Raw genomic sequence first — 26010 nt, 5'->3', positions numbered from 1 at the left:
GTAGTCTTTGGCCAGTATAACAAAAGCGAAACATCAGCATAAGCTGCACAAAGCCCTGTTTATATCAGGGCTACTCGGAACGCCTCAATACTCTTAACAAAGTTTTAGAGTCAATTCCCGACGACTGAGTGGCTAACTGCTCAAGCCAGTTGCTATGCCCCTGCTCACGAAGTTTAGTCGCGACTAACTCGGTAAACTCTTTTTGCTGAAGCTGTTCAACAAAGAAGGTTTTCACTTCAATCGGCATCGGGTGTATGCGTGTAAGTTGGTTCAGTGCAATGTCATTAAGCGAAGGGTTCGTGGTTGCTGCAATCATCTGGCTGACCGCAAATTCATCACCTTGTTTAGACAAACGTTGCAACTCTTTACGACTATGACTGTCGGCACGCATTCGCCAAAGCAGGTCATAGATGCGTTGATCTTGACTTAATTCTGCGAACTTGGCGACTACTGAGCTCGATGGCACCCAACTGGCTCTAGAGAGATCGACCAACTGCTCGGTTAACACATTGAATGCCTGAGGTGAGAGTGAGTCGAGCTCGTCCACCAGCAAGTTTTCTCTTGGCTTTCGCTCTTGTCCTGACAACCAATCTTGCAGATGCAATTTATTTTGCTCAGCCAGCAGCACAAAATCTAATACGGCGTGATCTTCTGCTTGCTGTTTAAGCAATCGGTGAGCAACGGCACTGCTGTTGTATACGGGCACGACAATTTCATAGCCATCTCCTTGTTCACGGATCTTGTAAACTGGGGTATGACTTAATTGTGATTGCACAAAGCGAGTGACTTGAGGGGAGAGTATCAAGTGTTGCTCTTCCATGTGTTCAAGCAACAAAAAACGCACAACCTCCTGTTGAGGTAGTGTTAAGCGCGCAAGGGCAAACTCCAATGAACTGATGTCATTGGACAATATGTACTGGTAAAACTCATCAGCTTTTGTGAGCACCTGCAGGTCTTGTTCCCAAGCTGCCACTTCCTGTGGGGTTATCTCTTTTGCCAGAGCATTAGGAACTATGAGTAACCCAGCGAGGAGCCATGCTGACCATCCGTGTCGCATCGAACCATCTCCAAATATTGGCTACAGCAATATTATGGTAAGGCTTCTTAGCTGAGGCAAATAAAAACGCCACCCGTGTGGGTGGCGTTGCAATTTTTAAACGCTGAAGCTTATTGACGGCGCATTGCGTCAAAAAACTCATCGTTAGTCTTGGTCATCGCTAGCTTGTCGATTAGGAACTCCATTGCGTCGATTTCGCCCATTGGGTGAACAATCTTACGCAAGATCCACATTTTCTGTAGTTCATCGGCTTTGGTCAGTAGCTCTTCACGACGAGTACCTGAGCGGTTGAAATCAATCGCAGGGAAGACACGTTTCTCAGCAATCTTACGGTTTAGGTGCAGTTCCATGTTACCTGTACCTTTAAACTCTTCGTAGATAACTTCATCCATCTTAGAACCAGTATCTACTAGCGCAGTTGCGATGATAGTAAGGCTACCGCCTTCTTCTACGTTACGAGCCGCACCGAAGAAACGCTTTGGACGATGCAATGCGTTAGCATCCACACCACCGGTAAGAACTTTACCAGATGAAGGGATCACTGTGTTGTATGCGCGCGCTAGACGAGTAATTGAGTCAAGTAAGATAACCACGTCTTTCTTGTGTTCAACAAGACGTTTTGCCTTCTCGATCACCATCTCAGCAACCTGTACGTGGCGAGACGCTGGCTCATCAAATGTTGATGCGACTACTTCACCTTTAACTAGGCGTTGCATCTCGGTTACTTCTTCTGGACGTTCGTCGATAAGAAGCACCATTAGCTCAGATTCTGGGTTGTTACGAGCAATGCTCTGCGCAATGTTTTGCAGCAGCATGGTTTTACCCGCTTTTGGCGGAGCAACGATAAGACCACGTTGACCTTTACCAATTGGTGATGCGAGATCAAGAACACGCGCCGTAATGTCTTCTGTAGAACCATTACCACACTCCATCACCATACGCTCATTCGCGTGCAGAGGGGTTAAGTTTTCAAACAGGATCTTGTTGCGAGCGTTATCTGGTTTGTCGTGGTTAACCGTGTTTACTTTTAGTAGAGCAAAGTAACGTTCACCATCTTTAGGAGGTCGAATCTTACCGGCAATTGAGTCACCAGTACGTAGGTTGAAGCGGCGGATCTGGCTAGGAGAGACGTAGATGTCATCAGGGCCAGCAAGGTATGAACTATCGGCGCTACGTAGGAAGCCAAACCCGTCTTGAAGAATTTCCAGAACCCCGTCACCAAAAATGTCTTCACCACTTTTTGCGTGAGCTTTCAGGATAGCGAAGATGATGTCTTGTTTTCTTAAACGCGCTAGGTTCTCAAGACCTAGGCTTTCACCCAGTTTCACAAGCTCAGACACAGGTCTGTTCTTAAGTTCTGTCAGGTTCATAGTAGTGGATACTTGTTTAGTCAAAATAGGATCTGTTGTGTTAGTTAAGAGGGATTTGGTCTCAGGATCGACCAAGAAATGAACATTTGCTTAAATTCCGTGCGATAAATTAGCACTAAAAACAAGCCTAGTCTAGCTATATGGAAAAATCAAAACCGTGCAAAATGTGATAATGCACGGCTTTTTACTTGAAGGCGAGATTAAAGGTTCGCGTCTAGGAACTCTTTAAGCTGAGTTTTCGATAGTGCGCCAACTTTTGTCGCTGCAACACCACCATCTTTAAATAGTAGTAGCGTTGGGATACCACGAATACCGTATTTCGGTGGCGTGCCAGCGTTCTGATCAATGTTTAGCTTACCAATGGTTAGCTTGCCTTCGTACTCATCAGCGATTTCGTCAAGAATCGGTGCGATCATCTTACAAGGTCCACACCATTCAGCCCAAAAATCCACTAATACTGGGCCTGCAGCTTGGATCACGTCTTTCTCAAAACCGTCGTCGGTCAGCTGCAAAATCTTGTCACTCATCTTCCACTCCAATGTGTTTTTTAGAACTGGTTGGACGATAACCAGCAAATAGATGCCTTATTGGAATGTATTTACTTCCGTATTGCAAGCTTATACTGATATTCTATAGTGATGAAAAAGACGCATATCACAGAGCAAAAGTTCGCCGATTTGGATCTTCATCCCCAAATCATTGAAGGTCTTGAGAAAAAGGGGTTCGAGTTTTGTACCCCTATCCAAGCCTTGGCGCTGCCGGTACTGCTCACCGGCCAAGACATCGCAGGCCAGGCCCAAACAGGGACTGGTAAGACACTCGCTTTCCTTACTGCTACCTTTAACCACCTACTGAATACACCAGCTCATGAGGATCGCAAGCCGAACCAACCTCGTGCGATTATCATGGCACCTACCCGTGAACTGGCCATTCAGATTTTTAACGATGCAGCGCCGCTGATGGAAAGCACTGGCATCCGTGCCGCACTTGCTTACGGTGGTGAACCCTACGAGAAGCAGCTAGGTGAGATCGAAAAAGGGGTAGATATCCTGATAGGTACCACGGGCCGTATTATCGATTTCTTCAAGCAACGTATATTCAACCTAAACGACATCCAAGCGGTTGTGCTTGATGAAGCGGACCGCATGTTCGATCTTGGCTTCATTAAAGATATTCGCTTCTTGTTCCGTCGCATGCCTCAACCAAACGAGCGCTTAAACATGCTGTTTTCAGCAACGCTTTCTTACCGAGTGCAAGAGCTAGCGTTTGAACACATGCATAACCCAGAGCACGTTGTGGTTGAACCTGAACAAAAAACCGGTCATCGCATCCAAGAAGAGCTGTTTTACCCATCGAACGAACACAAGATGGCGCTACTGCAAACCTTGATGGAAGAGGAATGGCCAGACCGAGCGATTGTGTTCGCCAACACCAAACATAAGTGTGAATCTATCTGGGGCCACCTTGCGGCCGATGGTCATCGTGTAGGTCTTCTGACTGGTGATGTTCCGCAGAAGAAACGTGAGCGTATCCTAGAGCAGTTTACTCAGGGTCACGTTGATATCTTGGTTGCTACTGATGTTGCAGCGCGTGGTCTACATATCCCACAAGTTACCCACGTATTTAACTTCGATCTTCCTGACGATTGTGAAGACTACGTACACCGTATCGGTCGTACTGGTCGTGCAGGTGCTAGCGGACACTCCATCAGCTTTGCTTGTGAAGACTATGCTATCAACCTAACCACTATCGAAGAGTACATCGAGCACGCTATCCCAGTCTCTGACTACGATGCCGATGCACTACTGACAGATCTGCCTGCCCCACTACGCATGCGTAGCCGCAACCCGCAGAACCGTCGCACCAATACTGGTGGCAACAAGCAAGGTGGTCGCAAACGTCCATCTCGTCCACGCAATCACAATAAGTAAATCAGGAAGATTTGAATAAGCATGAGTCAGGACACCTCTTCACCTTTGTATGCTGCTATCGACCTCGGGTCGAACAGTTTCCACATGCTCGTTGTGCGTCATATCGATGGCAGCGTTCAAACTATGGCGAAGATAAAGCGCAAAGTGCGCCTCGCCGCTGGGTTGGATGAAAATAATAACCTCAGCAGTGAAGCGATGCAGCGTGGCTGGGACTGCCTCAGCTTATTTGCAGAACGATTGCAGGACATCGCACCTGAAAATATTCGCATTGTAGGTACTGCTACCCTGCGCACCGCAACTAATGTGGATATTTTCCTTGAGAAAGCGCATCAAATCCTAGGTTACCCAATCGAGGTGATTTGCGGAGAAGAAGAAGCGGCCACTATCTATAAAGGTGTCGCCCACACATCAGGTGGTATGGGGCGTCGACTTGTGGTGGATATTGGTGGTGCCAGCACAGAGTTGATTATCGGTGAAGGCTTCGATGCTAAAGCCCTCACCAGCCTAAAAATGGGCTGCGTAACGTGGCTAGAGCGTCACTTTAAAGATCGCCAGTTGAATCAGAAAAACTTCGACAATGCGATCGAAGCCGCCAAGCAAACCTTGCAACCGATCCTTAACAACTATCAGTCGATCGGCTGGGATCTTTGTGTCGGTGCCAGTGGTACAGTGCAAGCTCTGCAAGAAATTATGTTGGCGCAGGGCATGGATGAAGTCATCACCCACGCCAAGCTCAAGCGCCTGCAAAAACAGGCAATGCTGGCAGACCACCTAGAAGAGCTGGAAATCGATGGCCTCACCCTTGAACGTGCTTTGGTATTCCCAAGTGGCCTCTCTATTCTAATCGCCATCTTTGAGCTACTAGAAATTGACTCAATGACACTGGCTGGCGGCGCACTGCGTGAAGGCTTGTGCTATGAGATGATTGCACAGATGCGCCAAGACGATATTCGTCAACGCACTATTGCTAGCGTGCAAAAACGTTACCAGTTGGATGTGGCGTATGGCCATCAAGTAGCTAATACAGCACTAGAGCTGCTCAAGCAATGTGGCGATGAACACTGGATTACAGAGCCTCAAGCACACTACCTGTTAAGCACAGTGGCTGAACTGCACGAAATCGGCATGAGTATCGACTACAAGAAAGGCGGCGAGCACAGTGCTTATCTGCTTAAGCATCTCGATTTGCCGGGTTACACTCGAGCACAGAAGTTCTTGATCTCTGAAATGGCTCGTCGTTACCGTGAACAGATCGGCTCACTACCTGATCAGCACGCACTCTCTACAAGCAGTGCCAATCGCCTGTTGCGCCTATTGCGCCTTGCTATACTGCTGACCCATCGTCGCTCCCAACAGCTTCAGCCGAAAGTCAGTTTGACGGCCAATGATGATGTGCTGGAGATGTGCGTTGAGAAAGTCTGGTTAGAGAAAAACCCTCTGACTTGCGCAGAGCTAGAGATTGAAGCAAATCGCCAAAGCGACCTTGGATGGCCACTGACCATCAAAGCATGCTAAGCCTGTCAACCAACGTTAAAAGCTCGCCAATGCGAGCTTTTTTTATATCGATGCCCTACAAAACTTGACCCACTTCTTAGCTTTTGTTCTACCCCATTTTCTGCCTCATTGATCGCTCTACACTAATTTCTAAATCACTGTTATTGGGAGTTGAAATGAAGCAGCTATTGTTAACCGGATTGTCAGGCACACTAGGGCCTAAAGTTGCCGAGCAGTTTAAGAGTCGAGGTTGGGAAGTGATTGCTTGGGATCACCACCAGCACAACCCTGACGATGAACAAGCCAGAGAAGCCTTTTGGCAGCAACACCAAATTGACGCCGTGTGCCATCTTGCCATGGGCAGCGAGGCGTGGGCGGGATGGTTAGCGAAAAAAGCCAAGCAGCAACAAATTCCCTATCTATATTCCAGTACCGCAATGGTTTTTAGTCATAAAAATGATGGCCCCTACGATATTACCCACCCACGAGATGGCGAAGATGAATATGCCCTCTACAAAATTGGTTGTGAAGATACCATATGGCGAAACAACCCAAATGCGATGATCGCTCGAATCGGCTGGCAGTTTCACCCCAATGCCAAAGGCAATAATATGATTGATCAACTGGATGCTCAGCATCGAGAAAATGGTGTGATTGAAGCCAGTACACTTTGGTATCCGGCGACCTCCCATATGAGTGATACTTCAATCGCTTTCTTACAACTGATTGAACGCAACGAACCGGGACTTTATCACCTTGATAGCAACCTAAACTCGAAGCTCTCTTTCTTTGAACTTGTTACCTTAATCAATAAGCGTTACGACAAAGAGTGGCAAATAAAGGTATGCACCAAGCATCAACACGACCAGCGTTTAAGTGATCAGCGAATTGCACTGCCAAGCCTCACGATCCAGCTTGGGGAGCTTTAGGTCACCAATGTTCCAAATGCTTACCAAGCTGTACAGTATTACACTCTCCCCCTTTTCAAGCGGCCGGCGTCCCGGGGGGAGCTGGAGGGGGTTCTTTCATATATAAACAATTGTAAAATAGCAACTTATTTCAGAACCCCTCCCAACCTCCCCTTGGAAAGGGGAGGAGCCAAAAGCAATTCATTTTTTTCGGGTACAGCTTAAGTAGCTTTGGGTTACCTATGATCCAAATACTCTATGCACTGTACAGATACAAAAATACCGCCTCAATGGGCGGTATTTTTGCGGACAATTTGTTGTGAATATTCGACTTAGCGAGTCACGCCGGTCATGGTCAATTCAGAGTCCACAACGGTTAGCTTCTTAACCAAGTAGTTAAGCAACACGCCATACATTGGCACAAACAAACCAAGGCTAATCACCAGCTTAAAACCGTAGTCGACCAGAGCAATCTCAGTCCAGTGCTCGGCCATAAAGGCATCAGGGCTTTGATAGAAAGCAATGCCAAAGAAGGCTAAGGTATCTAGCGCATTACCGATGAGTGTAGAGCAGGTCGGTGCTACCCACCATGCTTTTAGCTGACGTAAGCGGTTAAACACATGCACATCCAAGATCTGACCCAGCATGTAAGCCATGAAGCTAGCCACTGCGATGCGAGCCACAAACAGGTTGAACTCACTCAGTCCCGCCACCCCTTGGAATTGTCCTTCAAAGAAAAGTACCGAAAGTAAATAAGAAACGACCAGCGCTGGCACCATCACTAAGAAGATAATCTTACGCGCCAATTGAGCACCGAAGATGCGTACCGTTAGGTCAGTCGCCAAAAAGATAAATGGAAATGTGAAAGCGCCCCACGTAGTGTGGAACCCAAAAATAGTAAATGGAAGCTGCACCAAGTAGTTACTTGAAGCAATGATCACAAGGTGAAATAGCACTAGAAAACCCAGTGCGTTGCGCTGCTGCGCAGGGGAAAAGTTAGTCATACTTTTGCCTTTTTAGTGTTTTTATTTGGGGGATGAGGGAACCCAAATCGAAGTTAGGCGGATAAGCCTTGGCTTCAGTTAATCAAATTGTCTGCTTGCAGCTCGATAGAGCTGGCCTCTCAAGCGGTGGGCGATTATACATTAATCAAATTGTGAGGCAATGGGTGTTTTTTAGGCAAACGATTTACTCTCGGTAAACGGCTAGCGGTTTACGGAGTTAGCGGCGGACTGCACCACTTTTTAGCAAAGTAGCTAGATACTTTAGTTCTTCTTGGCTTTCAGTGGTGCTAAGAGCTTCTAACCACATAGATGCCGAATAGTGCTCGCCTTTCAACATAAGTTGGCAACCCTCGAAGTCGATCAGCCAGGTGTGCAGGTCGGCGTCTTGTTGGCGCTCAATGACTTTAGCCGACAACAAATCTACAAAAATTTGGCCTAGCTCGGCGAAGCTGTCGTAGTCAAACTCAGGGCATTCGATAATGATGCGTCCATGCTCGGCATCAAAGTGGTTGAGTGAGAAATTAGCCATTGTTGGTGAGGTACTCCTGAATAAGATCTAAAAATGGATCGGCGTATTTATCCAATTTACGCTGGCCCACGCCGTTCACTGCTAGCATCTCCCCATAGGAGGTTGGCATAACTTCGGTCATATCAATAAGTGTGGCATCACTAAAGACAACATAAGGGGGCAAGCCATCTTCATCGGCAATCGACTTACGTAGTTTACGCAGTCTAGCAAACAGTTTCTTATCGTAATTCTTACTAGTGAGCTTGTCCGCTTTGGCGCTTCGAGCAGCGGTGTCTAATCGTGGCACTGCGAGCTCTATTGGCACTTCACCACGCAGCACTGGTCTTGCTTCTTCGGTCAGTTGTAAAGTGGAGTTACGGGTGATGTTTTGGGTCAGTAATCCTTTATGAATCAATTGGCGAATGATACTCACCCAATAGTCATGGCTGTGCTCTCGACCAATACCATATGTGGACAGCTTGTCATGACCCAATTCTCGGATGCGGATGTTTTGCATACCACGCATCACTTCTACCACATAGCCAACGCCAAAGCTTTGATTGACTCGATACACACAAGAGAGTGCTTTTTGCGCCGCTTCTGTGCCATCGAAATGTTTCGGCGGATCTAGGCAAATATCGCAGTTACCACAGGGTTTATCACTGTACTCACCAAAATAATTTAGCAGCACTTGTCGACGACAGGTTTGCGCTTCCGCAAAGGCATTCATCGCATTGAGCTTATGTGCTTCAACGTCCTTTTGTGGGCCGTCATCCTTTTCATCCAGCATACGTCGCAGCCAACTAATGTCAGCGGGATCGTACAGCATCATAGCTTCAGCGGGCAGGCCATCACGCCCTGCACGGCCAGTTTCCTGATAGTAGGACTCGATATTGCGTGGAATATCGAAGTGCACCACGAATCGTACATTTGGCTTGTTTATTCCCATGCCAAATGCAACGGTCGCAACCACCACTTGGATATCATCTTTCTGGAAAGCGTCTTGTACCCAAGCTCGCTCGTCGGTCTCCATGCCCGCATGGTAACCTGCAGCGCGAATATGGTTGTTACACAGCTTTTCAGTCAACATTTCCACTTTTTTCCGACTGCCGCAGTAAATGATGCCACACTGATTTTGCTGAGTTGCAAGGAAGCGAACCACTTGAGAAACCGGCTTATGTTTCTCCACCAAGTTGTACTGGATATTAGGACGGTCAAAACTGCCCAAAAATTCAAAATGGTCTTGAAGATGTAAACGGGAGACGATATCTGCACGAGTGGCATTATCTGCGGTCGCTGTCAGCGCCATGACAGGTACGTTAGGGTACCACTGTTTTAATTCACCTAACTGGGCATACTCACGGCGAAAATCATGTCCCCATTGAGAGATACAGTGGGCTTCATCCACAGCGATCATGGCAATCTGACTTGGGTCAAAACGAGACAGAAAGTCACGATTAAGGATTCGCTCTGGAGAGACATAAAGCAGCTTTAACTGACCCGCATTAATGCGCTGATACACCTTAATCAGCTGGTCTCGATCCATGGTTGAGTTAACACACTCAGCAGCAACCCCATTGGCTTTGAGCTGATCCACCTGATCTTTCATTAAGGAGATCAACGGAGAGATCACTAGCGTTAAGCCCGACTTTGCCAGCGCTGGGATTTGATAGCACAATGACTTGCCGCCACCTGTGGGCAGAATAACCAAGCTATCTTTACCCGAGAGTGCCGCTTCAATGACTTGTTGTTGCCCAGGACGGAATTCTTGATAACCAAAAACGTCAGCTAACACCTGTTTTGGTGTCGGCTGGGAAGTTGTCAGCGGCTGGGCTAACGCAGTATCGGTCATCGTAAACTCTTCGTCTGTGGTAATTTGGCAAGGCGACACATTGTAGAGTCATTCATAGGTGAAGAAAACCGCAATTTGTTAGGTTTATAAACGTCTGGCGCTTATACTGCGCCAATGATAATTAAACCCTCGTGATCTAATGACGTTAGAACAACAACGCTCACGCCAAGGTATCCTTTTGGCAATAGCGGCTTACACCATGTGGGGCATCGCACCCATCTACTTTAAATCTCTTGCACAAGTTAGCCCTTTAGAAATACTTTCCCACCGAGTGGTATGGTCTTTCTTTTTCTTGGCGGCGCTACTTTTTATCGGGCGCGGATGGCGCACCGTAGCCAACACTTTAGCCAACAAGAAAACCACGATGATTTTGCTAATCACCAGTGTACTGGTGGGCGGTAATTGGCTTATTTTTATCTGGGCGGTCAATTCGGGGCACATGCTGGATGCCAGCTTGGGATACTATATCAACCCGCTGCTCAACGTTGTACTGGGCATGGTCTTTCTTAGTGAACGCCTACGTAAGCTGCAATGGTTTGCGGTTGCTCTTGCCGGAACCGGTGTTGCTATTCAGTTAGCGGTATTCGGTTCCGTACCAGTGGTTGCTCTCTCGCTTGCGTTCAGTTTTGGCATCTACGGGCTAATGCGCAAAAAGGTTAACCTTGACGCCAAAACAGGATTGTTCATTGAAACCTTGATGATGTTACCTGCGGCGACCATCTACCTACTGTTTATTGCCGATACGCCGACATCCGATATGTTACTCAATGATTGGCACCTCAATACGCTTCTGATGTGCGCAGGCTTGGTAACAACATTGCCATTGCTATGTTTCACTGGTGCAGCCACTCGCATCAAGTTTTCAACCCTAGGATTTTTCCAGTACATCGGCCCAAGCTTGATGTTTTTGCTTGCCGTCTTGGTCTACGACGAACCCTTTACCGCAGATAAAGGCTTAACTTTTGCGTTTATTTGGGCAGCCTTGGTTATCTTCAGTCTTGATGGGCTACACAGTAGTCGCAAGAACAAAAAGCTAAGTGAGCGCCGCTCATGAATGAGTTAACTACCCTGTCCACCATCGCCCTCGTTCATTTTATTGGTTTAATGAGCCCAGGCCCCGACGTAGCACTAGTGGTACAAAATGCCGCCCGCCATGGTCGTAGTACTGGTATTGCAATCGCCGCTGGCCTATCGGTCGGCATTTTGCTGCACTCACTGTTTAGCCTGACTGGCGTAAGTGTGTTGGTACACCAACACCCAACCCTATTTGCATTGGTGCAAGTCGCTGGAGCTAGCTATCTCTTGTACCTAGGCATTGGAGCACTACGCTCTTTGCGTGGCACTTCAAGCAATGTCTTTGAAAAGCCACAGCAGTTAATCAAAAACAAACGACGTGCCTTTATCAGAGGTTTCATCACCAATATTCTTAACCCGAAAGCGGTGGTGTTCTTCATTAGCCTGATGTCTAGCCTAGTACCTGCGGATATGTCGACCACTGGTAAGGCAATTGCACTGGTGATTTTAGGTGGCTTATCTTTTTTCTGGTTTAGCTTTCTAGCATGGGCCCTATCGACCCAAAGGTTGCAGCGAAAAATGCACCAAGCGAGTCGCTACATTGATGGTCTATGTGGGCTAGTTTTCTGTAGTGTTGGCGTTGGTATCTGGTATTCCGTGCTCTCCGTCACCTTCACCTGACCAGCAACAATCTCAATTCTTCCCTTGGTGTGTAAGAGATATCTCACACGGACGTAAGTATTTATGCTTTTATGCACCAAGCAATGTACCACAACCCATCATAACTCATTGTTTTTAAATGACATGAACAAATAAAAACCAACTAAGGTGCAGATTTTTTCTGTTTGATGCGTTGTGTGAAAAAGGGATTGGAGTAATATTTTCCTTGTCGACAAGATGACGACATGGATTAGGAAGCCGATTGGATTGGCGCTTCTGGACGAAGCCATCACTACTCAGGAAGAGCAGTGAGTCTGGACAAAAAAGGACATTTAAGGACAGCGGCGTTGCTAGGATGGTAACGACAAAGGATTGAATGGACACCTTCAGGAAGAAGGCAAGGACGAAACATCAGGAAGATGTTAAGGACACAATCAGGATGATGGCACGGAAGACTCACTAGGAAGTGATTAAGGATACCATCAGGACGATGGCACGGAAGATTCATCAGGAAGATGAACAAGGACACTGTCAGGATGGCAGCAAGGAACATACATCAGGATGATGAACAAGGACACTGTCAGGATGGCAGCAAGGAACATACATCAGGATGATGAACAAGGACACTGTCAGGATGGCAGCAAGGAACATACATCAGGATGATGTAAAGGACACCGCTCAAGGAACAAGCGATGTGCGCTAGTAGGAAGACTAGCTATTAAGGATGATAGGACACCGTCAGGAAGGCGATGTAAGGAATTAGGCTACGGATTTAAGCCACTATCACGGAAAGATGCATGGAGCACTTTGAGTAGCCGGATTGCTGCGAGTAAGACTACGACCCCGATACGCAAGTATCGGGGTTTTCTTGTTTTAAGAGCCGGTCATCGGGCGCCACGCTAACGGACGCTTTGCTAACGGTAAAGGGTCGTGGTTATCTATTTCCGATAACCGCTTACCGCTCGCCGAATACTAAAAAGCCCCGTCATTCGACGAGGCTCCATATAAAACACTGCGTTTATTAAAAAAACATTAGCCGCCTACAGCGATACGCTTCATGTCTGTCATGTAACCGCGTAGCTCTTCACCGATGTACTCAACAGGGTGGTTACGAATAACTTCATTCACCTTGATTAGAGTTGCGTTATCTACTTGGTTAGACGTTTCGCCTAGACCTTTACCAATAACGTCAGTGTCTACTGATGGCATGAACTTCTCACGTAGTAGTGGAGTCGCAACATTTGCAAACAAGTAGTTACCGTACTCAGCTGTATCTGAGATTACAACGTTCATTTCGTATAGACGCTTACGTGCGATAGTGTTTGCGATAAGCGGTAGTTCGTGTAGTGATTCGTAGTAAGCTGACTCATCGATGATGCCTGAAGCAGTCATCGCTTCAAATGCCAGTTCAACACCTGCACGAACCATAGCAACCATTAGGATACCGTTGTCGAAGTACTCTTGCTCTGAGATTTCTACGTCAGACTCTGGGTAGTTCTCAAATGCTGTTTCGCCTGTCTCTGCACGCCAGCCTAGTAGGTTCACGTCATCGTTAGCCCAGTCAGCCATCATAGTTGATGAGAATTCACCTTGAATGATGTCATCCATGTGCTTGTTGTATAGCGGGCGCATTAGCTCTTTAAGCTCTTCAGAAAGCTCAAATGCTTTAACTTTTGCTGGGTTAGATAGGCGATCCATCATGTGAGTGATGCCACCAAACTTCAGCGCTTCAGTGATGGTTTCCCAACCGTACTGTAGAAGTTTGCCTGCGTAACCTGCATCGATGCCATCAGCAATCATCTTCTCGTAACATACGATTGAACCCGCTTGTAGCATGCCACATAGGATGGTTTGCTCACCCATTAGGTCAGATTTAACTTCGGCAACGAATGAAGACTCAAGACAACCTGCACGGTGACCACCAGTTGCAGCCGCCCACGCTTTAGCGATATCCCAACCTTCACCTTTCGGGTCATTCTCTGGGTGAACAGCGATTAGCGTCGGAACACCGAAACCACGCTTGTACTCTTCACGTACTTCAGTACCAGGACACTTAGGTGCAACCATCACAACCGTAAGGTCAGAACGGATTTGCATACCTTCCTCAACCACGTTAAAACCGTGAGAGTAACCCAGTGCAGCGCCTTCTTTCATTAGAGGCATTACTGTTTCAACAACGTTTGAGTGTTGTTTGTCTGGAGTTAGGTTAACCACCAAGTCAGCTTTAGGAATTAGATCTTCGTATGCACCAACTTCAAAACCATTTTCGCTAGCATTTTTGAACGACTGACGCTTCTCATCAATCGCAGCCTGACGAAGGGCGTAAGCCACATCTAGGCCAGAGTCACGCATGTTCAGGCCTTGGTTTAGACCCTGAGCACCACAACCAACGATGACCACTTTTTTGCCTTTTAGGTAATCCGCTTCTGTTGCGAACTCTTCGCGGTCCATAAAACGACAACGACCAAGTTGATCAAGCTGCTCGCGCAAATTTAGGGTGTTAAAGTAGTTAGCCATATCAAAAAACTCCGTGAATTCTGTTCCTTAGGTCGACGCTCTTCGTCGAATGGTTTGACTATATGTCATATTCTTTGTTGCGAAAAGTGCTATATTCACAACAACTCATTGCAAAAAATGCAACAGATGAATTTTTAATCGGGTCGCCAGATGAACATCAAGAGTATCCAACTATTTTTACACTTATGTGAGAGCAAAAGTTTTTCCCAAACGGCTCAAGCCATGCATGTCAGCCCATCAGCGTTAAGCCGAATCATTCAAAGGCTAGAGGATGAATTTGAGCAACCACTATTCATTCGTGACAAGCGCAGTGTCGAGCTGACACCTGCGGGGAAAACCTTGCTTCCACATGCCGCCACCATTGCAGCCAAGTGGCAAGAAGCCAAGGCTGAAATCACCCAACATGATGCTCTTGCAGGCAAAGTCACCCTATTTTGTTCAGTGACCGCCAGCTATAGTCACCTCCCCGATATTCTGAGTCGCTTTAGAGAGCAGTACCCTCACGTAGAAATTCAGCTGCTCACGGGTGACCCTGCTCAAGCGATTGATAAGATTTTTCAAGACCAAGCGGATATCGCTATCACCGCAAAACCACAAAACATGCCCAATGCACTGACATATGTTGAGCTAGGCAAAGTGGATATGTCGGTGATCGCACCGCTGTTTCCTCAGGCTGGCTTAGTGATAGATGACAACCCTGACTGGTCGTTATTTCCTTATATTCTTCCTGATTCAGGGACTGCGCGAGAAAAAGCAGATAGGTGGTTGAAAAATAAGAAGGTTAGACCTCATATATATGCTCAGGTCGGTGGCCATGAAGCAATTGTCAGTATGGTAGCTTTAGGCTGTGGTATCGGTATCGCACCGGACGTGGTCATCGATAATAGCCCGGTAGGAAGCCGAGTCAGACGCATGGAGCAAATAGAAGCGCTCGAATTGGGTTTGTGCTGCAGGCGAAGCCGACACGATGAACCACTATTAAAAGCGCTGCTGGACCTGTTCCGGCGCAATCAGGAATAATAATAATGATATCCACCCCAATTCTTACGCAAAGCTACTATTCAGACCATTTTGCATCTCGGGGCTACCAGTTCCTTCGTTCCATTGCTGACAGTCACCCTAAGCCTAAAAACTTAATGATTGTTTCGGTGATGCACAGTTACGAAGGTTCACTTCCATACGTCAATGTACTGTCTTCCATCTCCGACACCTTGTTATTTGTGCCCAAAGAGGCCACTTCAAAGGGCTGTGATAGCATCCAAACCACGGTGAAAAAGTTGGCAGGTTGTCATGTGGTTGAACAAAACAACATTAAAAGCGCACTTAAGCAAAAGGTGTTCGCTGTTGAGTTAATCAACAAATACCTCAAACCGCACCAAAAGCTACTCATACTCGACCATGGCGGCTATTTTGCAGAAGTTTCTCCCTACCTATGCCAGGTTTTTGAAAAGCAATTGATTGGGTTTACAGAGCTAACGGCCAACGGCTATTACAAATATCAAGATAAGCCTCTAACCAAACCACTGATCAGTGTCTCTCATCTAAGTATCAAAACCCCAGCGGATTACGAAGCTTCCGAGTGTATCGTGCATTACTCAGATCACATCCTAAGAGAAGAGTTTGGTTTGAAACTCAATAATGACGATCTGCTTAAGATCGGTGTGATCGGAGCCGGTAACTTAGGCCAAGGGGTGATCAAACACCTCAAAGGCAAAGCGATAGGAAATTTAATGATCTCTGACCGAGATCCTCGCAAGCTGACTCACTTTCCTCGCAATGGGGTGAAAGCTGCATCGGTAGAGAAGCTCATTTCGCAATGTACCATGCTGTTTTGCTGCACTGGCAGTGGTGCCCTACCAGAGTCGGCACTTGATAACCTACCCGCAGATCGAGTCATTGCGACAGTCACCTCGGCCGATGATGAGCTCAACCTACCAAAATTGATTCGATCGGGCTGTCTAACCGAAATAAACGGCAATGCACTGGTGAAGGAATATCGTACCCGTAATGGGCGCAGTTTATACCTCCTAGCACAGGGAGAGTCCGCCAACACCCCATTCAAAACCGGCATGGGCGACCCAACGTTGTTCCTATTCGAGGCTGCTCACATGCTGGCAGGGCTAAAACTGCTCAATCAAAAAGTCGAAAACGGCATCCAGTTGATGAGTGAATCCGACGAAATCAGCATCGCTCAACAGTGGCTTGAGCACTTCTATGGGTATGAGTAATTAATGAAGGGTTGAAGGGTTGAAGGGTTGAAGGGTTGAAGGGTTGAAGGGTTGAAGGGTTGAAGGGTTGAAGGGTTGAAGGGTTGAAGGGTTGAAGGGTTGAGCAAGATGATTTTTTGGCTGCCTTTGTCAAATACTTCGGTCGGTCTGCTCTTCCCTTTTACCCTTAGCGCCAGCGTCCGTTAGCGGAGCGTCCCCTTAACCGTAAAATTCAACAAAGCCCCAACGATCGCTGAGGCCTATAAACGCAAAAAAGCCTCGTCAATCGACGAGGCTTTCGTATAAGTGGCGGAGTGGACGGGACTCGAACCCGCGACCCCCGGCGTGACAGGCCGGTATTCTAACCAACTGAACTACCACTCCGCACCAAACTGTTGTATCCAAAGTCTTATATATCTTCGCTTTGGACTTCAAATTGTTGTTGTAACGCCGTCAGATTTTGATTTGAGAAGCGCAGTGTACGTATGTACATGAGCATCGCAGAATCAAAAGATGCAAGTTACAGCAGCAATTAGTGTTCAAATCCTGACGATGTCCTACTCTCACATGGGGAAACCCCACACTACCATCGGCGCTATTGCGTTTCACTTCTGAGTTCGGCATGGAAATCAGGTGGGTCCACAATGCTATGGTCGTCAAGAAAAATAGTGGTGCTAATACCCAGAGTCGAACTGGGGACCTCATCCTTACCAAGGATGCGCTCTACCAACTGAGCTATATCAGCACAAAATCTTTCGATAAGTCGAAAAAAGCCCGCAATTTATGCGGGCTCATTCTAAATTAGAACCTGGCGATGTCCTACTCTCACATGGGGAAGCCCCACACTACCATCGGCGCTATTGCGTTTCACTTCTGAGTTCGGCATGGAAATCAGGTGGGTCCACAATGCTATGGTCGCCAAGCAAATTCTGTTTATCGGTAAACGACCATCGGCATTCGGCCAACGGGGTCTAGCGATAATAATCTGGAAAGCTGTTCTTTGTTCTCACGCCGTCGGCCCTTAGCCGCTCGCCGTTTACCGTCTCTACACATTCAATCTGTTCTTGCTTTGAGTCCATCAAAACCCCTTGGGTGTTGTATGGTTAAGCCTCACGGGCAATTAGTACAGGTTAGCTCAACGCCTCACAACGCTTACACACCCTGCCTATCAACGTTCTAGTCTCGAACAACCCTTTAGGACACTTAAAGTGCCAGGGAAGACTCATCTCAGGGCTCGCTTCCCGCTTAGATGCTTTCAGCGGTTATCGATTCCGAACTTAGCTACCGGGCAATGCCATTGGCATGACAACCCGAACACCAGAGGTTCGTCCACTCCGGTCCTCTCGTACTAGGAGCAGCCCCCTTCAATCTTCCAACGCCCACGGCAGATAGGGACCGAACTGTCTCACGACGTTCTAAACCCAGCTCGCGTACCACTTTAAATGGCGAACAGCCATACCCTTGGGACCGACTTCAGCCCCAGGATGTGATGAGCCGACATCGAGGTGCCAAACACCGCCGTCGATATGAACTCTTGGGCGGTATCAGCCTGTTATCCCCGGAGTACCTTTTATCCGTTGAGCGATGGCCCTTCCATACAGAACCACCGGATCACTATGACCTGCTTTCGCACCTGCTCGAATTGTCATTCTCGCAGTCAAGCGGGCTTATGCCATTGCACTAACCACACGATGTCCAACCGTGTTTAGCCCACCTTCGTGCTCCTCCGTTACTCTTTGGGAGGAGACCGCCCCAGTCAAACTACCCACCAGGCACTGTCCTCAACCCCGATTAGGGGTCTAAGTTAGAACATCAACACTACAAGGGTGGTATTTCAAGGACGGCTCCACTTGAACTGGCGCCCAAGTTTCAAAGCCTCCCACCTATCCTACACATGTAGGGTCAATGTTCAGTGCCAAGCTGTAGTAAAGGTTCACGGGGTCTTTCCGTCTAGCCGCGGGTACACTGCATCTTCACAGCGATTTCAATTTCACTGAGTCTCGGGTGGAGACAGCGTGGCCATCATTACGCCATTCGTGCAGGTCGGAACTTACCCGACAAGGAATTTCGCTACCTTAGGACCGTTATAGTTACGGCCGCCGTTTACCGGGGCTTCGATCAAGAGCTTCGACTTACGTCTAACCCCATCAATTAACCTTCCGGCACCGGGCAGGCGTCACACCGTATACGTCATCTTACGATTTTGCACAGTGCTGTGTTTTTAATAAACAGTTGCAGCCACCTGGTATCTGCGACTCTCGTTAGCTCCATCCGCAAGGGACTTCACCCACAAGAGCGTACCTTCTCCCGAAGTTACGGTACCATTTTGCCTAGTTCCTTCACCCGAGTTCTCTCAAGCGCCTTGGTATTCTCTACCCGACCACCTGTGTCGGTTTGGGGTACGATTCCTTACAATCTGAAGCTTAGAGGCTTTTCCTGGAAGCATGGCATCAATGACTTCACATCCGTAGATGCTCGACATCGTATCTCAGCGTTAAGAAGAACCGGATTTACCTAATTCTTCCGCCTACGTACTTGAACCTGGACAACCGTCGCCAGGCCCACCTAGCCTTCTCCGTCCCCCCATCGCAATTGTAAGAAGTACGGGAATATTAACCCGTTTCCCATCGACTACGCCTTTCGGCCTCGCCTTAGGGGTCGACTTACCCTGCCCCGATTAACGTTGGACAGGAACCCTTGGTCTTCCGGCGAGGAGGTTTTTCACCCCCTTTATCGTTACTCATGTCAGCATTCGCACTTCTGATACGTCCAGCAGCCCTTACAGACCACCTTCAACCGCTTACAGAACGCTCCCCTACCCCGCATACAAAGTATGCAGCCGCAGCTTCGGTTTACTACTTAGCCCCGTTACATCTTCCGCGCAGGCCGACTCGACCAGTGAGCTATTACGCTTTCTTTAAATGATGGCTGCTTCTAAGCCAACATCCTGGCTGTCTGAGCCTTCCCACATCGTTTCCCACTTAGTAGTAATTTGGGACCTTAGCTGGCGGTCTGGGTTGTTTCCCTCTCCACGACGGACGTTAGCACCCGCCGTGTGTCTCCCGGATAGTACTTACTGGTATTCGGAGTTTGCAAAGGGTTGGTAAGTCGGGATGACCCCCTAGCCTTAACAGTGCTCTACCCCCAGTAGTATTCGTCCGAGGCGCTACCTAAATAGCTTTCGGGGAGAACCAGCTATCTCCAGGTTTGATTGGCCTTTCACCCCTAGCCACAAGTCATCCGCTAATTTTTCAACATTAGTCGGTTCGGTCCTCCAGTTGATGTTACTCAACCTTCAACCTGCCCATGGCTAGATCACCTGGTTTCGGGTCTATATCCAGAGACTACATCGCCCAGTTAAGACTCGGTTTCCCTACGGCTCCCCTAGATGGTTAACCTTGCCACTGAATATAAGTCGCTGACCCATTATACAAAAGGTACGCAGTCACCCCACAAGGAGGCTCCTACTGCTTGTACGTACACGGTTTCAGGTTCTATTTCACTCCCCTCACAGGGGTTCTTTTCGCCTTTCCCTCACGGTACTGGTTCACTATCGGTCAGTCAGTAGTATTTAGCCTTGGAGGATGGTCCCCCCATATTCAGACAGGATATCACGTGTCCCGCCCTACTCGATTTCACTGATGATGCGTCGACAACTACGGGACTATCACCCTGTATCGTTGAACTTTCCAGAACATTCGTCTAACGCATTAAAAGCTTAAGGGCTAATCCAATTTCGCTCGCCGCTACTTTCGGAATCTCGGTTGATTTCTCTTCCTTCGGGTACTTAGATGTTTCAGTTCCCCGAGTTCGCTTCACTAACCTATGTATTCAGTTAGTGATGACCGCTTGTGCGGCCGGGTTTCCCCATTCAGAAATCCCAGACTCAAATGGTTTTTACTACCTAATCTGGGCTTATCGCAAGTTAATACGTCTTTCATCGCCTCTGACTGCCAAGGCATCCACCGTGTACGCTTAGTCACTTAACCATACAACCCGAAGGGGTCTTTGCGTATGGCAAACAACCAAGGTTCGTTATCTCATTATTGAATGAGCGAGATAACATTCGATTTTGCCGGACTCAAATTTCCAAGAACACTTGAATGTGTGTTGGTACCTACATCTCTAAGAGATATAGGATTTGAGAACTTTTAATTTGAATAACAACGCATATCCGAAGATATGGGGATTGTTGTTATTCGTCAGCTTTCCAAATTGTTAAAGAGCAATGTTTTCTTTGCTAACAGAGAGCGAAGAATAAACATTTTCTAAGGACTCTTAGGCGACAAAAATTCCAACCACATATTCATTAAACTGAAGTGGTTTGGAAAATCCTAATCCAAAAATTCTTAGAGAATGGTGGGCGATACCGGGCTCGAACCAGTGACCCCCTGCTTGTAAGGCAGGTGCTCTCCCAACTGAGCTAATCGCCCACATAAGTTTTAATTCTTCGTGGAGAAGAATGGTGGGTCGTGCAGGATTCGAACCTGCGACCAATTGATTAAAAGTCAACTGCTCTACCAACTGAGCTAACGACCCAATGGTATCCCGTAGGGGAGTCGAACCCCTGTTACCGCCGTGAAAGGGCGGTGTCCTAGGCCTCTAGACGAACGGGACACTGCGCGAACATGTCTTGGGGGACATATTCAAAACTCTCTTACTTAATAAACCTAATCAATCTGTGTGGACACTAATCAAAGATAATCTTTCGTATAAGGAGGTGATCCAGCCCCAGGTTCCCCTAGGGCTACCTTGTTACGACTTCACCCCAGTCATGAACCACAAAGTGGCAAGCGTCCTCCCGAAGGTTAAACTACCTGCTTCTTTTGCAGCCCACTCCCATGGTGTGACGGGCGGTGTGTACAAGGCCCGGGAACGTATTCACCGTGGCATTCTGATCCACGATTACTAGCGATTCCGACTTCATGGAGTCGAGTTGCAGACTCCAATCCGGACTACGACGCACTTTTTGGGATCCGCTCACCATCGCTGGCTGGCAACCCTCTGTATGCGCCATTGTAGCACGTGTGTAGCCCTACTCGTAAGGGCCATGATGACTTGACGTCGTCCCCACCTTCCTCCGGTTTATCACCGGCAGTCTCCCTGGAGTTCCCGACATTACTCGCTGGCAAACAAGGATAAGGGTTGCGCTCGTTGCGGGACTTAACCCAACATTTCACAACACGAGCTGACGACAGCCATGCAGCACCTGTCTCAGAGTTCCCGAAGGCACACCTGCGTCTCCGCTGGCTTCTCTGGATGTCAAGAGTAGGTAAGGTTCTTCGCGTTGCATCGAATTAAACCACATGCTCCACCGCTTGTGCGGGCCCCCGTCAATTCATTTGAGTTTTAATCTTGCGACCGTACTCCCCAGGCGGTCTACTTAACGCGTTAGCTCCGAAAGCCACGGCTCAAGGCCACAACCTCCAAGTAGACATCGTTTACGGCGTGGACTACCAGGGTATCTAATCCTGTTTGCTCCCCACGCTTTCGCATCTGAGTGTCAGTATCTGTCCAGGGGGCCGCCTTCGCCACCGGTATTCCTTCAGATCTCTACGCATTTCACCGCTACACCTGAAATTCTACCCCCCTCTACAGTACTCTAGCCTGCCAGTTTCAAATGCAGTTCCGAGGTTGAGCCTCGGGCTTTCACATCTGACTTAACAAACCACCTGCATGCGCTTTACGCCCAGTAATTCCGATTAACGCTCGCACCCTCCGTATTACCGCGGCTGCTGGCACGGAGTTAGCCGGTGCTTCTTCTGCAGCTAACGTCAAACACTAACGCTATTAACGTTAATGCCTTCCTCACTGCTGAAAGTACTTTACAACCCGAAGGCCTTCTTCATACACGCGGCATGGCTGCATCAGGCTTGCGCCCATTGTGCAATATTCCCCACTGCTGCCTCCCGTAGGAGTCTGGACCGTGTCTCAGTTCCAGTGTGGCTGATCATCCTCTCAGACCAGCTAGGGATCGTCGCCTTGGTGAGCCATTACCTCACCAACTAGCTAATCCCACCTGGGCTAATCTTGACGCGAGAGGCCCGAAGGTCCCCCTCTTTGGCCCGAAGGCATTATGCGGTATTAGCTATCGTTTCCAATAGTTATCCCCCACATCAAGGCATATTCCCAGGCATTACTCACCCGTCCGCCGCTCGACGCCGTTATCGTTCCCCGAAGGTTCAGATAACTCGTTTCCGCTCGACTTGCATGTGTTAGGCCTGCCGCCAGCGTTCAATCTGAGCCATGATCAAACTCTTCAATTTAAGATTTTGTCGACTCAATGAATACTGAACATTGCTCTTGCTAAATAAATAGCACTAGTAATGTTTGAATTGACTGTGCCGATAACTAAGTTATCGAATTGGTCACTCTGTTCATTGAAATCATTGTTGATACCGAAGTATCTATTTTGATTATCATCAACGAGTGCCCACACAGATTGATAGGTTTAAATTGTTAAAGAGCTTTTTGTCTTTCGACTCACTTTGTGAGTAACCTCTCAAAGTGGACGGCCATTTTAGCGAGTTAAGTTTTAGTGTCAACCACTTTTTTCAAAACTTTTTCAAGCAATTCGCTTGGCTAAGTGACCTTGCTAACTGGCATTTGGTTTCTTTCGAAGCCATCCCGTGTCAGCGAGGTGGCATTATAGAGATCGCCGTCACGTTGGCAACCCTTTTTTTGCATTTTTTCTGATTTTCTTGTTGTTTGGGTATTTTCTATTCAAAAACGCCTATTTTTACTAGTATTCTTGGCTTCAAACCTTAAAAAGCCCCTACTAAAGGAGAAATTATGAGCAGCTTGCGCAGTTATAAAGGTATCGCACCACAGATAGGCTCTAACGTCTATATAGACAGTAGCTCTGTATTGGTTGGGGATATTGTTATTGGTGACGATGTTGGTATCTGGCCACTCGTCGCTGCACGAGGTGATGTTAACTCTATTCGTATTGGTGACCGCACTAATATCCAAGATGGGAGTGTGTTGCACGTTACCCATAAAAACCAAGCCAACCCAAATGGCTACCCACTAATTATTGGTAATGATGTCACTATTGGCCACAAAGTGATGCTGCATGGCTGCATAATTAAAGACCGAGTCTTAGTCGGCATGGGTGCTATCGTGCTCGATGGTGCAGTTATCGAAGATGATGTAATGATTGGGGCGGGCAGCTTGGTGCCACCTGGGAAGGTATTAGAATCAGGCTTTCTTTATGTGGGCAGTCCGGTGAAACAAGCACGCCCACTAAAAGAAGAAGAGCGTGCTTTCTTGCAAAAGTCTGCTGATAACTATGTGCAGAACAAAAATGACTACTTAAATGAAGTAGAGGTTGTTGGCTAACAGTCATTGATTAGGGGCTAGCCGAGTTCAGCTTGACCCTCTGAGTTGAACTCTTCATCTTCTATATACTCTTCCGCAAGCTCTTCTAGGTCGAATCGCAATTCGCTGAAGACCTGAAGTGCTTGTGCTTCTCCTTGTATAGATTGACCACTCAGCTGCTCTAACTTAGCTTTACTGATCACACACTCAATCAAAGCACCAGATTGTTGTGCTGGAAAAGTGATTTGAGCGCTTTGCTCGTCCCACTGCTGAATATCAGGAAAAAGTATCGACTGATTCATCTTCTATTATTGGCCTTCTAAGTTCTTTCTTAGTTCTCGTAAAATCTGTTTAGTACCAGGTCTTAATCCACGCCAAAGCATAAAGCTTTCTGCAGCTTGCCCCACCAGCATACCAAGACCATCAAATGCTTTAGCCGCACCGTTATCGAGCGCCCATTGATTAAATCGAGTAACACCCTTGCCGTAAACCATGTCATAACAGGTGGTATGAGTATCAAAGATACTCGCTGAAATAGCTGGCAAGTCACCGTGCAAGCCTGATGATGAGGCATTAATGACTACATCGAACGCCTGGGTAACTTCCTCCATAGCTATAGAGGTGATGTTTCCATACTCGGAAAACATCTCGGCAAGCGTCTGCGCTTTGGCAAAAGTGCGGTTAGTGATCACTAGTTGTTTAGGATTTTGCTCAAGTAGAGGTTGGATAACACCTCGAGCTGCACCACCCGCACCTATTAGCAAAATTCGAGCGTCTTTGAGTTGTACCTGCATCGCCAGCAGATCCTGAACTAGACCTGCACCGTCGGTGGTATCACCAATGATCTCACCATCATCAAGCTTTTTGAGGGTGTTCACGGCTCCAGCAAGCTTAGCTCGCTCGGTCAAGCGATCGGCAAATTGATACGCCTGCTCTTTAAATGGAGCGGTAATATTACAGCCCTTACCGCCTTGAGTAAAAAAGGCTTTCGCTGCTGGAGCAAACTCCTCTGGTGGCGCTGTTAATGCGGTGTACTCAAGGTTTTGACTAGTTTGGCGTGCAAACAGAGTATGGATAAAGGGAGATTTACTTTGTGAGATCGGGTTGCCGAACACGGCGTATTTGTCAACTTGGTGGTCCATATCCTAGTTTGCTCCATAAACGATAAAAGGGTCACTCTCATGACCCTATCACTATATATAGAGGGAAAAAAGACTTACCAGTTGATTGGTTTTAGGTAATCGTAGAGTTTCGCTTCTTCACTGCCAGCTTCAGGTTGGTAACTATACTCCCAGCGGGCCAATGGCGGCATCGACATCAAAATTGACTCAGTGCGACCACCTGTTTGTAGACCAAACAGAGTGCCTCTATCTAATACTAAGTTGAATTCAACATATCGACCACGACGGTATAGCTGGAACTGACGCTCTCGCTCTCCAAACGCCATCGCTTTTCGGCGCTCGACGATAGGTACATAAGCTTGGGTATAACCTTGACCCACCGCTTTCATATAGTCAAAACACTTATCAAATTCCCACTGATTCAAGTCATCAAAGAACAGACCTCCGACACCACGTGTTTCTTCTCGATGTGGAAGATAAAAATATCGGTCACACCACTCTTTGTGCTCGGTATATAAGTCGTCACCAAATGGTGCACAGATCTGTTTGGCGGTGTCATGCCAGCTTTGGCAATCTTGTTCAAACGGATAAAAAGGCGTGAGATCAAATCCACCACCAAACCACCAGATAGGCTCTTCTCCCTCTTTTTCAGCAATAAAGAAGCGAACATTGGCATGAGAGGTAGGCACATAAGGATTGTTGGGGTGTATGACCAAAGACACGCCCATTGCTTCAAACTTTCTGCCAGCGAGCTCAGGTCGGTGCGCAGTGGCAGAAGCGGGCATTTCTTTGCCTTGAACGTGGGAGAAGTTCACGCCACCTTGCTCAAATACCGCCCCCTCTTTCATCACTCGAGTGCGGCCGCCACCGCCAAGACGCTCGCCAGGTTCACGCTGCCAAGCATCTTCTACAAATTTTGCTTCGCCATCCGCTTGCTCAAGCTGATGGCAAATATGGTCTTGCAGCTCCATCAGAAACTGCTTTACTGCGACTTTATCTATGGCTGACATAATTACTTTTATCCTTATTATTAGGGCGTGCTGAGTA

Annotated in this window: 18 protein-coding genes, 5 tRNA genes and 4 rRNA genes; 8 read left to right on the top strand and 19 right to left on the bottom strand. The window is 47.6% G+C overall.

The genetic code is table 11. The features are described from left to right. Positions 1-70 precede the first annotated feature (70 nt). The 3 genes from J4N39_RS00300 to trxA all read right to left on the bottom strand — a co-directional run bounded on the left by J4N39_RS00300 (position 71) and on the right by trxA (position 2954). Positions 71-1057: a hypothetical protein gene (locus J4N39_RS00300; RefSeq protein ID WP_252020940.1), complete on the bottom strand. Its 987-nt coding sequence runs from the start codon at positions 1055-1057 to the stop codon at positions 71-73. Positions 1058-1167: 110 nt separating this feature from the next. Next, positions 1168-2427 carry a transcription termination factor Rho gene (gene rho / locus J4N39_RS00295; RefSeq protein ID WP_252020939.1) on the bottom strand — a complete coding sequence of 420 codons (1260 nt, stop codon included), beginning with the start codon at positions 2425-2427 and terminating at the stop codon, positions 1168-1170. 200 nt (positions 2428-2627) lie between these two features. Beyond that, a complete protein-coding gene (gene trxA, locus J4N39_RS00290; protein WP_252020938.1) occupies positions 2628-2954 on the bottom strand; it encodes a thioredoxin TrxA in 327 nt (108 codons plus the stop codon). A gap of 111 nt (positions 2955-3065) precedes the next feature. On the opposite strand from trxA, the gene rhlB reads away from it, so the two are divergent. The 3 genes from rhlB to J4N39_RS00275 all read left to right on the top strand — a co-directional run bounded on the left by rhlB (position 3066) and on the right by J4N39_RS00275 (position 6781). After that, positions 3066-4358: an ATP-dependent RNA helicase RhlB gene (gene rhlB / locus J4N39_RS00285; protein WP_252020937.1), complete on the top strand. Its 1293-nt coding sequence runs from the start codon at positions 3066-3068 to the stop codon at positions 4356-4358. A 21-nt stretch (positions 4359-4379) separates the two neighbouring features. Further along, the gene (gene gppA / locus J4N39_RS00280; RefSeq protein ID WP_252020936.1) at positions 4380-5873 is read left to right on the top strand and encodes a guanosine-5'-triphosphate,3'-diphosphate diphosphatase; all 1494 of its coding nucleotides are present in this window, start codon (positions 4380-4382) and stop codon (positions 5871-5873) included. Between the two features lie 155 nt (positions 5874-6028). After that, positions 6029-6781, top strand: a complete 753-nt coding sequence (locus J4N39_RS00275) for a sugar nucleotide-binding protein (RefSeq protein WP_252020935.1) — start codon at positions 6029-6031, stop codon at positions 6779-6781. Positions 6782-7092: 311 nt separating this feature from the next. Here J4N39_RS00275 and J4N39_RS00270 read toward each other — a convergent pair whose 3' ends face one another. From J4N39_RS00270 to recQ, 3 genes are all read right to left on the bottom strand, one after another. Next, a complete protein-coding gene (locus J4N39_RS00270; RefSeq protein WP_252020934.1) occupies positions 7093-7764 on the bottom strand; it encodes a 7-cyano-7-deazaguanine/7-aminomethyl-7-deazaguanine transporter in 672 nt (223 codons plus the stop codon). 217 nt (positions 7765-7981) lie between these two features. After that, positions 7982-8293: a DUF3630 family protein gene (locus J4N39_RS00265; RefSeq protein ID WP_252020933.1), complete on the bottom strand. Its 312-nt coding sequence runs from the start codon at positions 8291-8293 to the stop codon at positions 7982-7984. After that, entirely contained in the window at positions 8286-10124 is a 1839-nt protein-coding gene (recQ, locus tag J4N39_RS00260; protein ID WP_252020931.1) for an ATP-dependent DNA helicase RecQ, read from the bottom strand. The genes J4N39_RS00265 and recQ overlap by 8 nt, the downstream gene beginning before the upstream one ends. 139 nt (positions 10125-10263) lie before the next feature. On the opposite strand from recQ, the gene rarD reads away from it, so the two are divergent. Together rarD and J4N39_RS00250 are read left to right on the top strand one after the other, a co-directional pair. Further along, positions 10264-11178 carry an EamA family transporter RarD gene (gene rarD, locus J4N39_RS00255; protein WP_252020929.1) on the top strand — a complete coding sequence of 305 codons (915 nt, stop codon included), beginning with the start codon at positions 10264-10266 and terminating at the stop codon, positions 11176-11178. Next, positions 11175-11819, top strand: a complete 645-nt coding sequence (locus tag J4N39_RS00250) for a LysE family translocator (RefSeq protein ID WP_252020927.1) — start codon at positions 11175-11177, stop codon at positions 11817-11819. The genes rarD and J4N39_RS00250 overlap by 4 nt, the downstream gene beginning before the upstream one ends. Before the next feature lie 1011 nt (positions 11820-12830). On the opposite strand, the gene ilvC is transcribed toward J4N39_RS00250, so the two are convergent. Continuing rightward, positions 12831-14315: a ketol-acid reductoisomerase gene (gene ilvC, locus J4N39_RS00245; RefSeq protein ID WP_252020925.1), complete on the bottom strand. Its 1485-nt coding sequence runs from the start codon at positions 14313-14315 to the stop codon at positions 12831-12833. Between the two features lie 150 nt (positions 14316-14465). Here ilvC and ilvY point away from each other — a divergent pair, with 150 nt between their 5' ends. Together ilvY and J4N39_RS00235 are read left to right on the top strand one after the other, a co-directional pair. Beyond that, positions 14466-15335, top strand: a complete 870-nt coding sequence (ilvY, locus tag J4N39_RS00240; protein ID WP_252020923.1) for an HTH-type transcriptional activator IlvY — start codon at positions 14466-14468, stop codon at positions 15333-15335. 5 nt (positions 15336-15340) lie between these two features. After that, the gene (locus J4N39_RS00235) at positions 15341-16543 is read left to right on the top strand and encodes an NAD(P)-binding domain-containing protein (protein ID WP_252020921.1); all 1203 of its coding nucleotides are present in this window, start codon (positions 15341-15343) and stop codon (positions 16541-16543) included. 286 nt (positions 16544-16829) lie between these two features. Here J4N39_RS00235 and J4N39_RS00230 read toward each other — a convergent pair. The 9 genes from J4N39_RS00230 to J4N39_RS00190 all read right to left on the bottom strand — a co-directional run bounded on the left by J4N39_RS00230 (position 16830) and on the right by J4N39_RS00190 (position 22788). Continuing rightward, a tRNA-Asp gene (locus J4N39_RS00230) sits at positions 16830-16906 on the bottom strand. A 160-nt stretch (positions 16907-17066) separates the two neighbouring features. After that, positions 17067-17183, bottom strand: a 5S ribosomal RNA gene (gene rrf, locus J4N39_RS00225). A gap of 8 nt (positions 17184-17191) precedes the next feature. Then, a tRNA-Thr gene (locus J4N39_RS00220) sits at positions 17192-17267 on the bottom strand. Positions 17268-17328: 61 nt separating this feature from the next. Then, positions 17329-17445, bottom strand: a 5S ribosomal RNA gene (rrf, locus tag J4N39_RS00215). A gap of 176 nt (positions 17446-17621) precedes the next feature. Further along, a 23S ribosomal RNA gene (locus J4N39_RS00210) occupies positions 17622-20511 on the bottom strand. Positions 20512-20879: 368 nt separating this feature from the next. Further along, positions 20880-20955, bottom strand: a tRNA-Val gene (locus J4N39_RS00205). 30 nt (positions 20956-20985) lie between these two features. Further along, a tRNA-Lys gene (locus J4N39_RS00200) sits at positions 20986-21061 on the bottom strand. A gap of 2 nt (positions 21062-21063) precedes the next feature. Then, positions 21064-21139: transfer RNA gene (locus J4N39_RS00195), tRNA-Glu, on the bottom strand. A 96-nt stretch (positions 21140-21235) separates the two neighbouring features. Next, positions 21236-22788: ribosomal RNA gene (locus J4N39_RS00190) — 16S ribosomal RNA — on the bottom strand. The 16S, 23S and 5S rRNA genes sit together here with 5 tRNA genes alongside, the layout of an rRNA operon. A gap of 526 nt (positions 22789-23314) precedes the next feature. Between J4N39_RS00190 and J4N39_RS00185 the strand changes: the two genes are divergently transcribed. Next, positions 23315-23863, top strand: coding sequence for a gamma carbonic anhydrase family protein (locus J4N39_RS00185; RefSeq protein WP_252020919.1), 549 nt, complete (start codon positions 23315-23317; stop codon positions 23861-23863). Positions 23864-23880: 17 nt separating this feature from the next. Here the strand turns inward: J4N39_RS00185 and J4N39_RS00180 are convergent, their stop codons facing one another. From J4N39_RS00180 to hemF, 3 genes are all read right to left on the bottom strand, one after another. Continuing rightward, positions 23881-24144, bottom strand: a complete 264-nt coding sequence (locus J4N39_RS00180) for a DUF1488 family protein (RefSeq protein ID WP_252020917.1) — start codon at positions 24142-24144, stop codon at positions 23881-23883. 6 nt (positions 24145-24150) lie between these two features. Further along, the gene (aroE, locus tag J4N39_RS00175; RefSeq protein ID WP_252020915.1) at positions 24151-24984 is read right to left on the bottom strand and encodes a shikimate dehydrogenase; all 834 of its coding nucleotides are present in this window, start codon (positions 24982-24984) and stop codon (positions 24151-24153) included. Positions 24985-25058: 74 nt separating this feature from the next. Continuing rightward, positions 25059-25973, bottom strand: a complete 915-nt coding sequence (gene hemF, locus J4N39_RS00170) for an oxygen-dependent coproporphyrinogen oxidase (RefSeq protein ID WP_252020912.1) — start codon at positions 25971-25973, stop codon at positions 25059-25061. Between the last annotated feature and the right edge of the window lie 37 nt (positions 25974-26010).

It is taken from the genome of Vibrio sp. SCSIO 43136 (assembly GCF_023716565.1).
GTDB lineage: Bacteria > Pseudomonadota > Gammaproteobacteria > Enterobacterales > Vibrionaceae > Vibrio.
Note: the sequence above shows the minus strand (reverse complement) of the source record. Positions and strands in the feature narration are given on the sequence as shown.

Excerpts from the sequence above, each read along its gene's own strand:
- J4N39_RS00300 (WP_252020940.1), bottom strand. The coding sequence starts at position 1,057 with ATGCGACACGGATGGTCAGCATGGCTCCTCGCTGGGTTACTCATAGTT.
- rho (WP_252020939.1), bottom strand. The coding sequence starts at position 2,427 with ATGAACCTGACAGAACTTAAGAACAGACCTGTGTCTGAGCTTGTGAAA.
- trxA (WP_252020938.1), bottom strand. The coding sequence starts at position 2,954 with ATGAGTGACAAGATTTTGCAGCTGACCGACGACGGTTTTGAGAAAGAC.
- rhlB (WP_252020937.1), top strand. The coding sequence starts at position 3,066 with ATGAAAAAGACGCATATCACAGAGCAAAAGTTCGCCGATTTGGATCTT.
- gppA (WP_252020936.1), top strand. The coding sequence starts at position 4,380 with ATGAGTCAGGACACCTCTTCACCTTTGTATGCTGCTATCGACCTCGGG.
- J4N39_RS00275 (WP_252020935.1), top strand. The coding sequence starts at position 6,029 with ATGAAGCAGCTATTGTTAACCGGATTGTCAGGCACACTAGGGCCTAAA.
- J4N39_RS00270 (WP_252020934.1), bottom strand. The coding sequence starts at position 7,764 with ATGACTAACTTTTCCCCTGCGCAGCAGCGCAACGCACTGGGTTTTCTA.
- J4N39_RS00265 (WP_252020933.1), bottom strand. The coding sequence starts at position 8,293 with ATGGCTAATTTCTCACTCAACCACTTTGATGCCGAGCATGGACGCATC.
- recQ (WP_252020931.1), bottom strand. The coding sequence starts at position 10,124 with ATGACCGATACTGCGTTAGCCCAGCCGCTGACAACTTCCCAGCCGACA.
- rarD (WP_252020929.1), top strand. The coding sequence starts at position 10,264 with ATGACGTTAGAACAACAACGCTCACGCCAAGGTATCCTTTTGGCAATA.
- J4N39_RS00250 (WP_252020927.1), top strand. The coding sequence starts at position 11,175 with ATGAATGAGTTAACTACCCTGTCCACCATCGCCCTCGTTCATTTTATT.
- ilvC (WP_252020925.1), bottom strand. The coding sequence starts at position 14,315 with ATGGCTAACTACTTTAACACCCTAAATTTGCGCGAGCAGCTTGATCAA.
- ilvY (WP_252020923.1), top strand. The coding sequence starts at position 14,466 with ATGAACATCAAGAGTATCCAACTATTTTTACACTTATGTGAGAGCAAA.
- J4N39_RS00235 (WP_252020921.1), top strand. The coding sequence starts at position 15,341 with ATGATATCCACCCCAATTCTTACGCAAAGCTACTATTCAGACCATTTT.
- J4N39_RS00185 (WP_252020919.1), top strand. The coding sequence starts at position 23,315 with ATGAGCAGCTTGCGCAGTTATAAAGGTATCGCACCACAGATAGGCTCT.
- J4N39_RS00180 (WP_252020917.1), bottom strand. The coding sequence starts at position 24,144 with ATGAATCAGTCGATACTTTTTCCTGATATTCAGCAGTGGGACGAGCAA.
- aroE (WP_252020915.1), bottom strand. The coding sequence starts at position 24,984 with ATGGACCACCAAGTTGACAAATACGCCGTGTTCGGCAACCCGATCTCA.
- hemF (WP_252020912.1), bottom strand. The coding sequence starts at position 25,973 with ATGTCAGCCATAGATAAAGTCGCAGTAAAGCAGTTTCTGATGGAGCTG.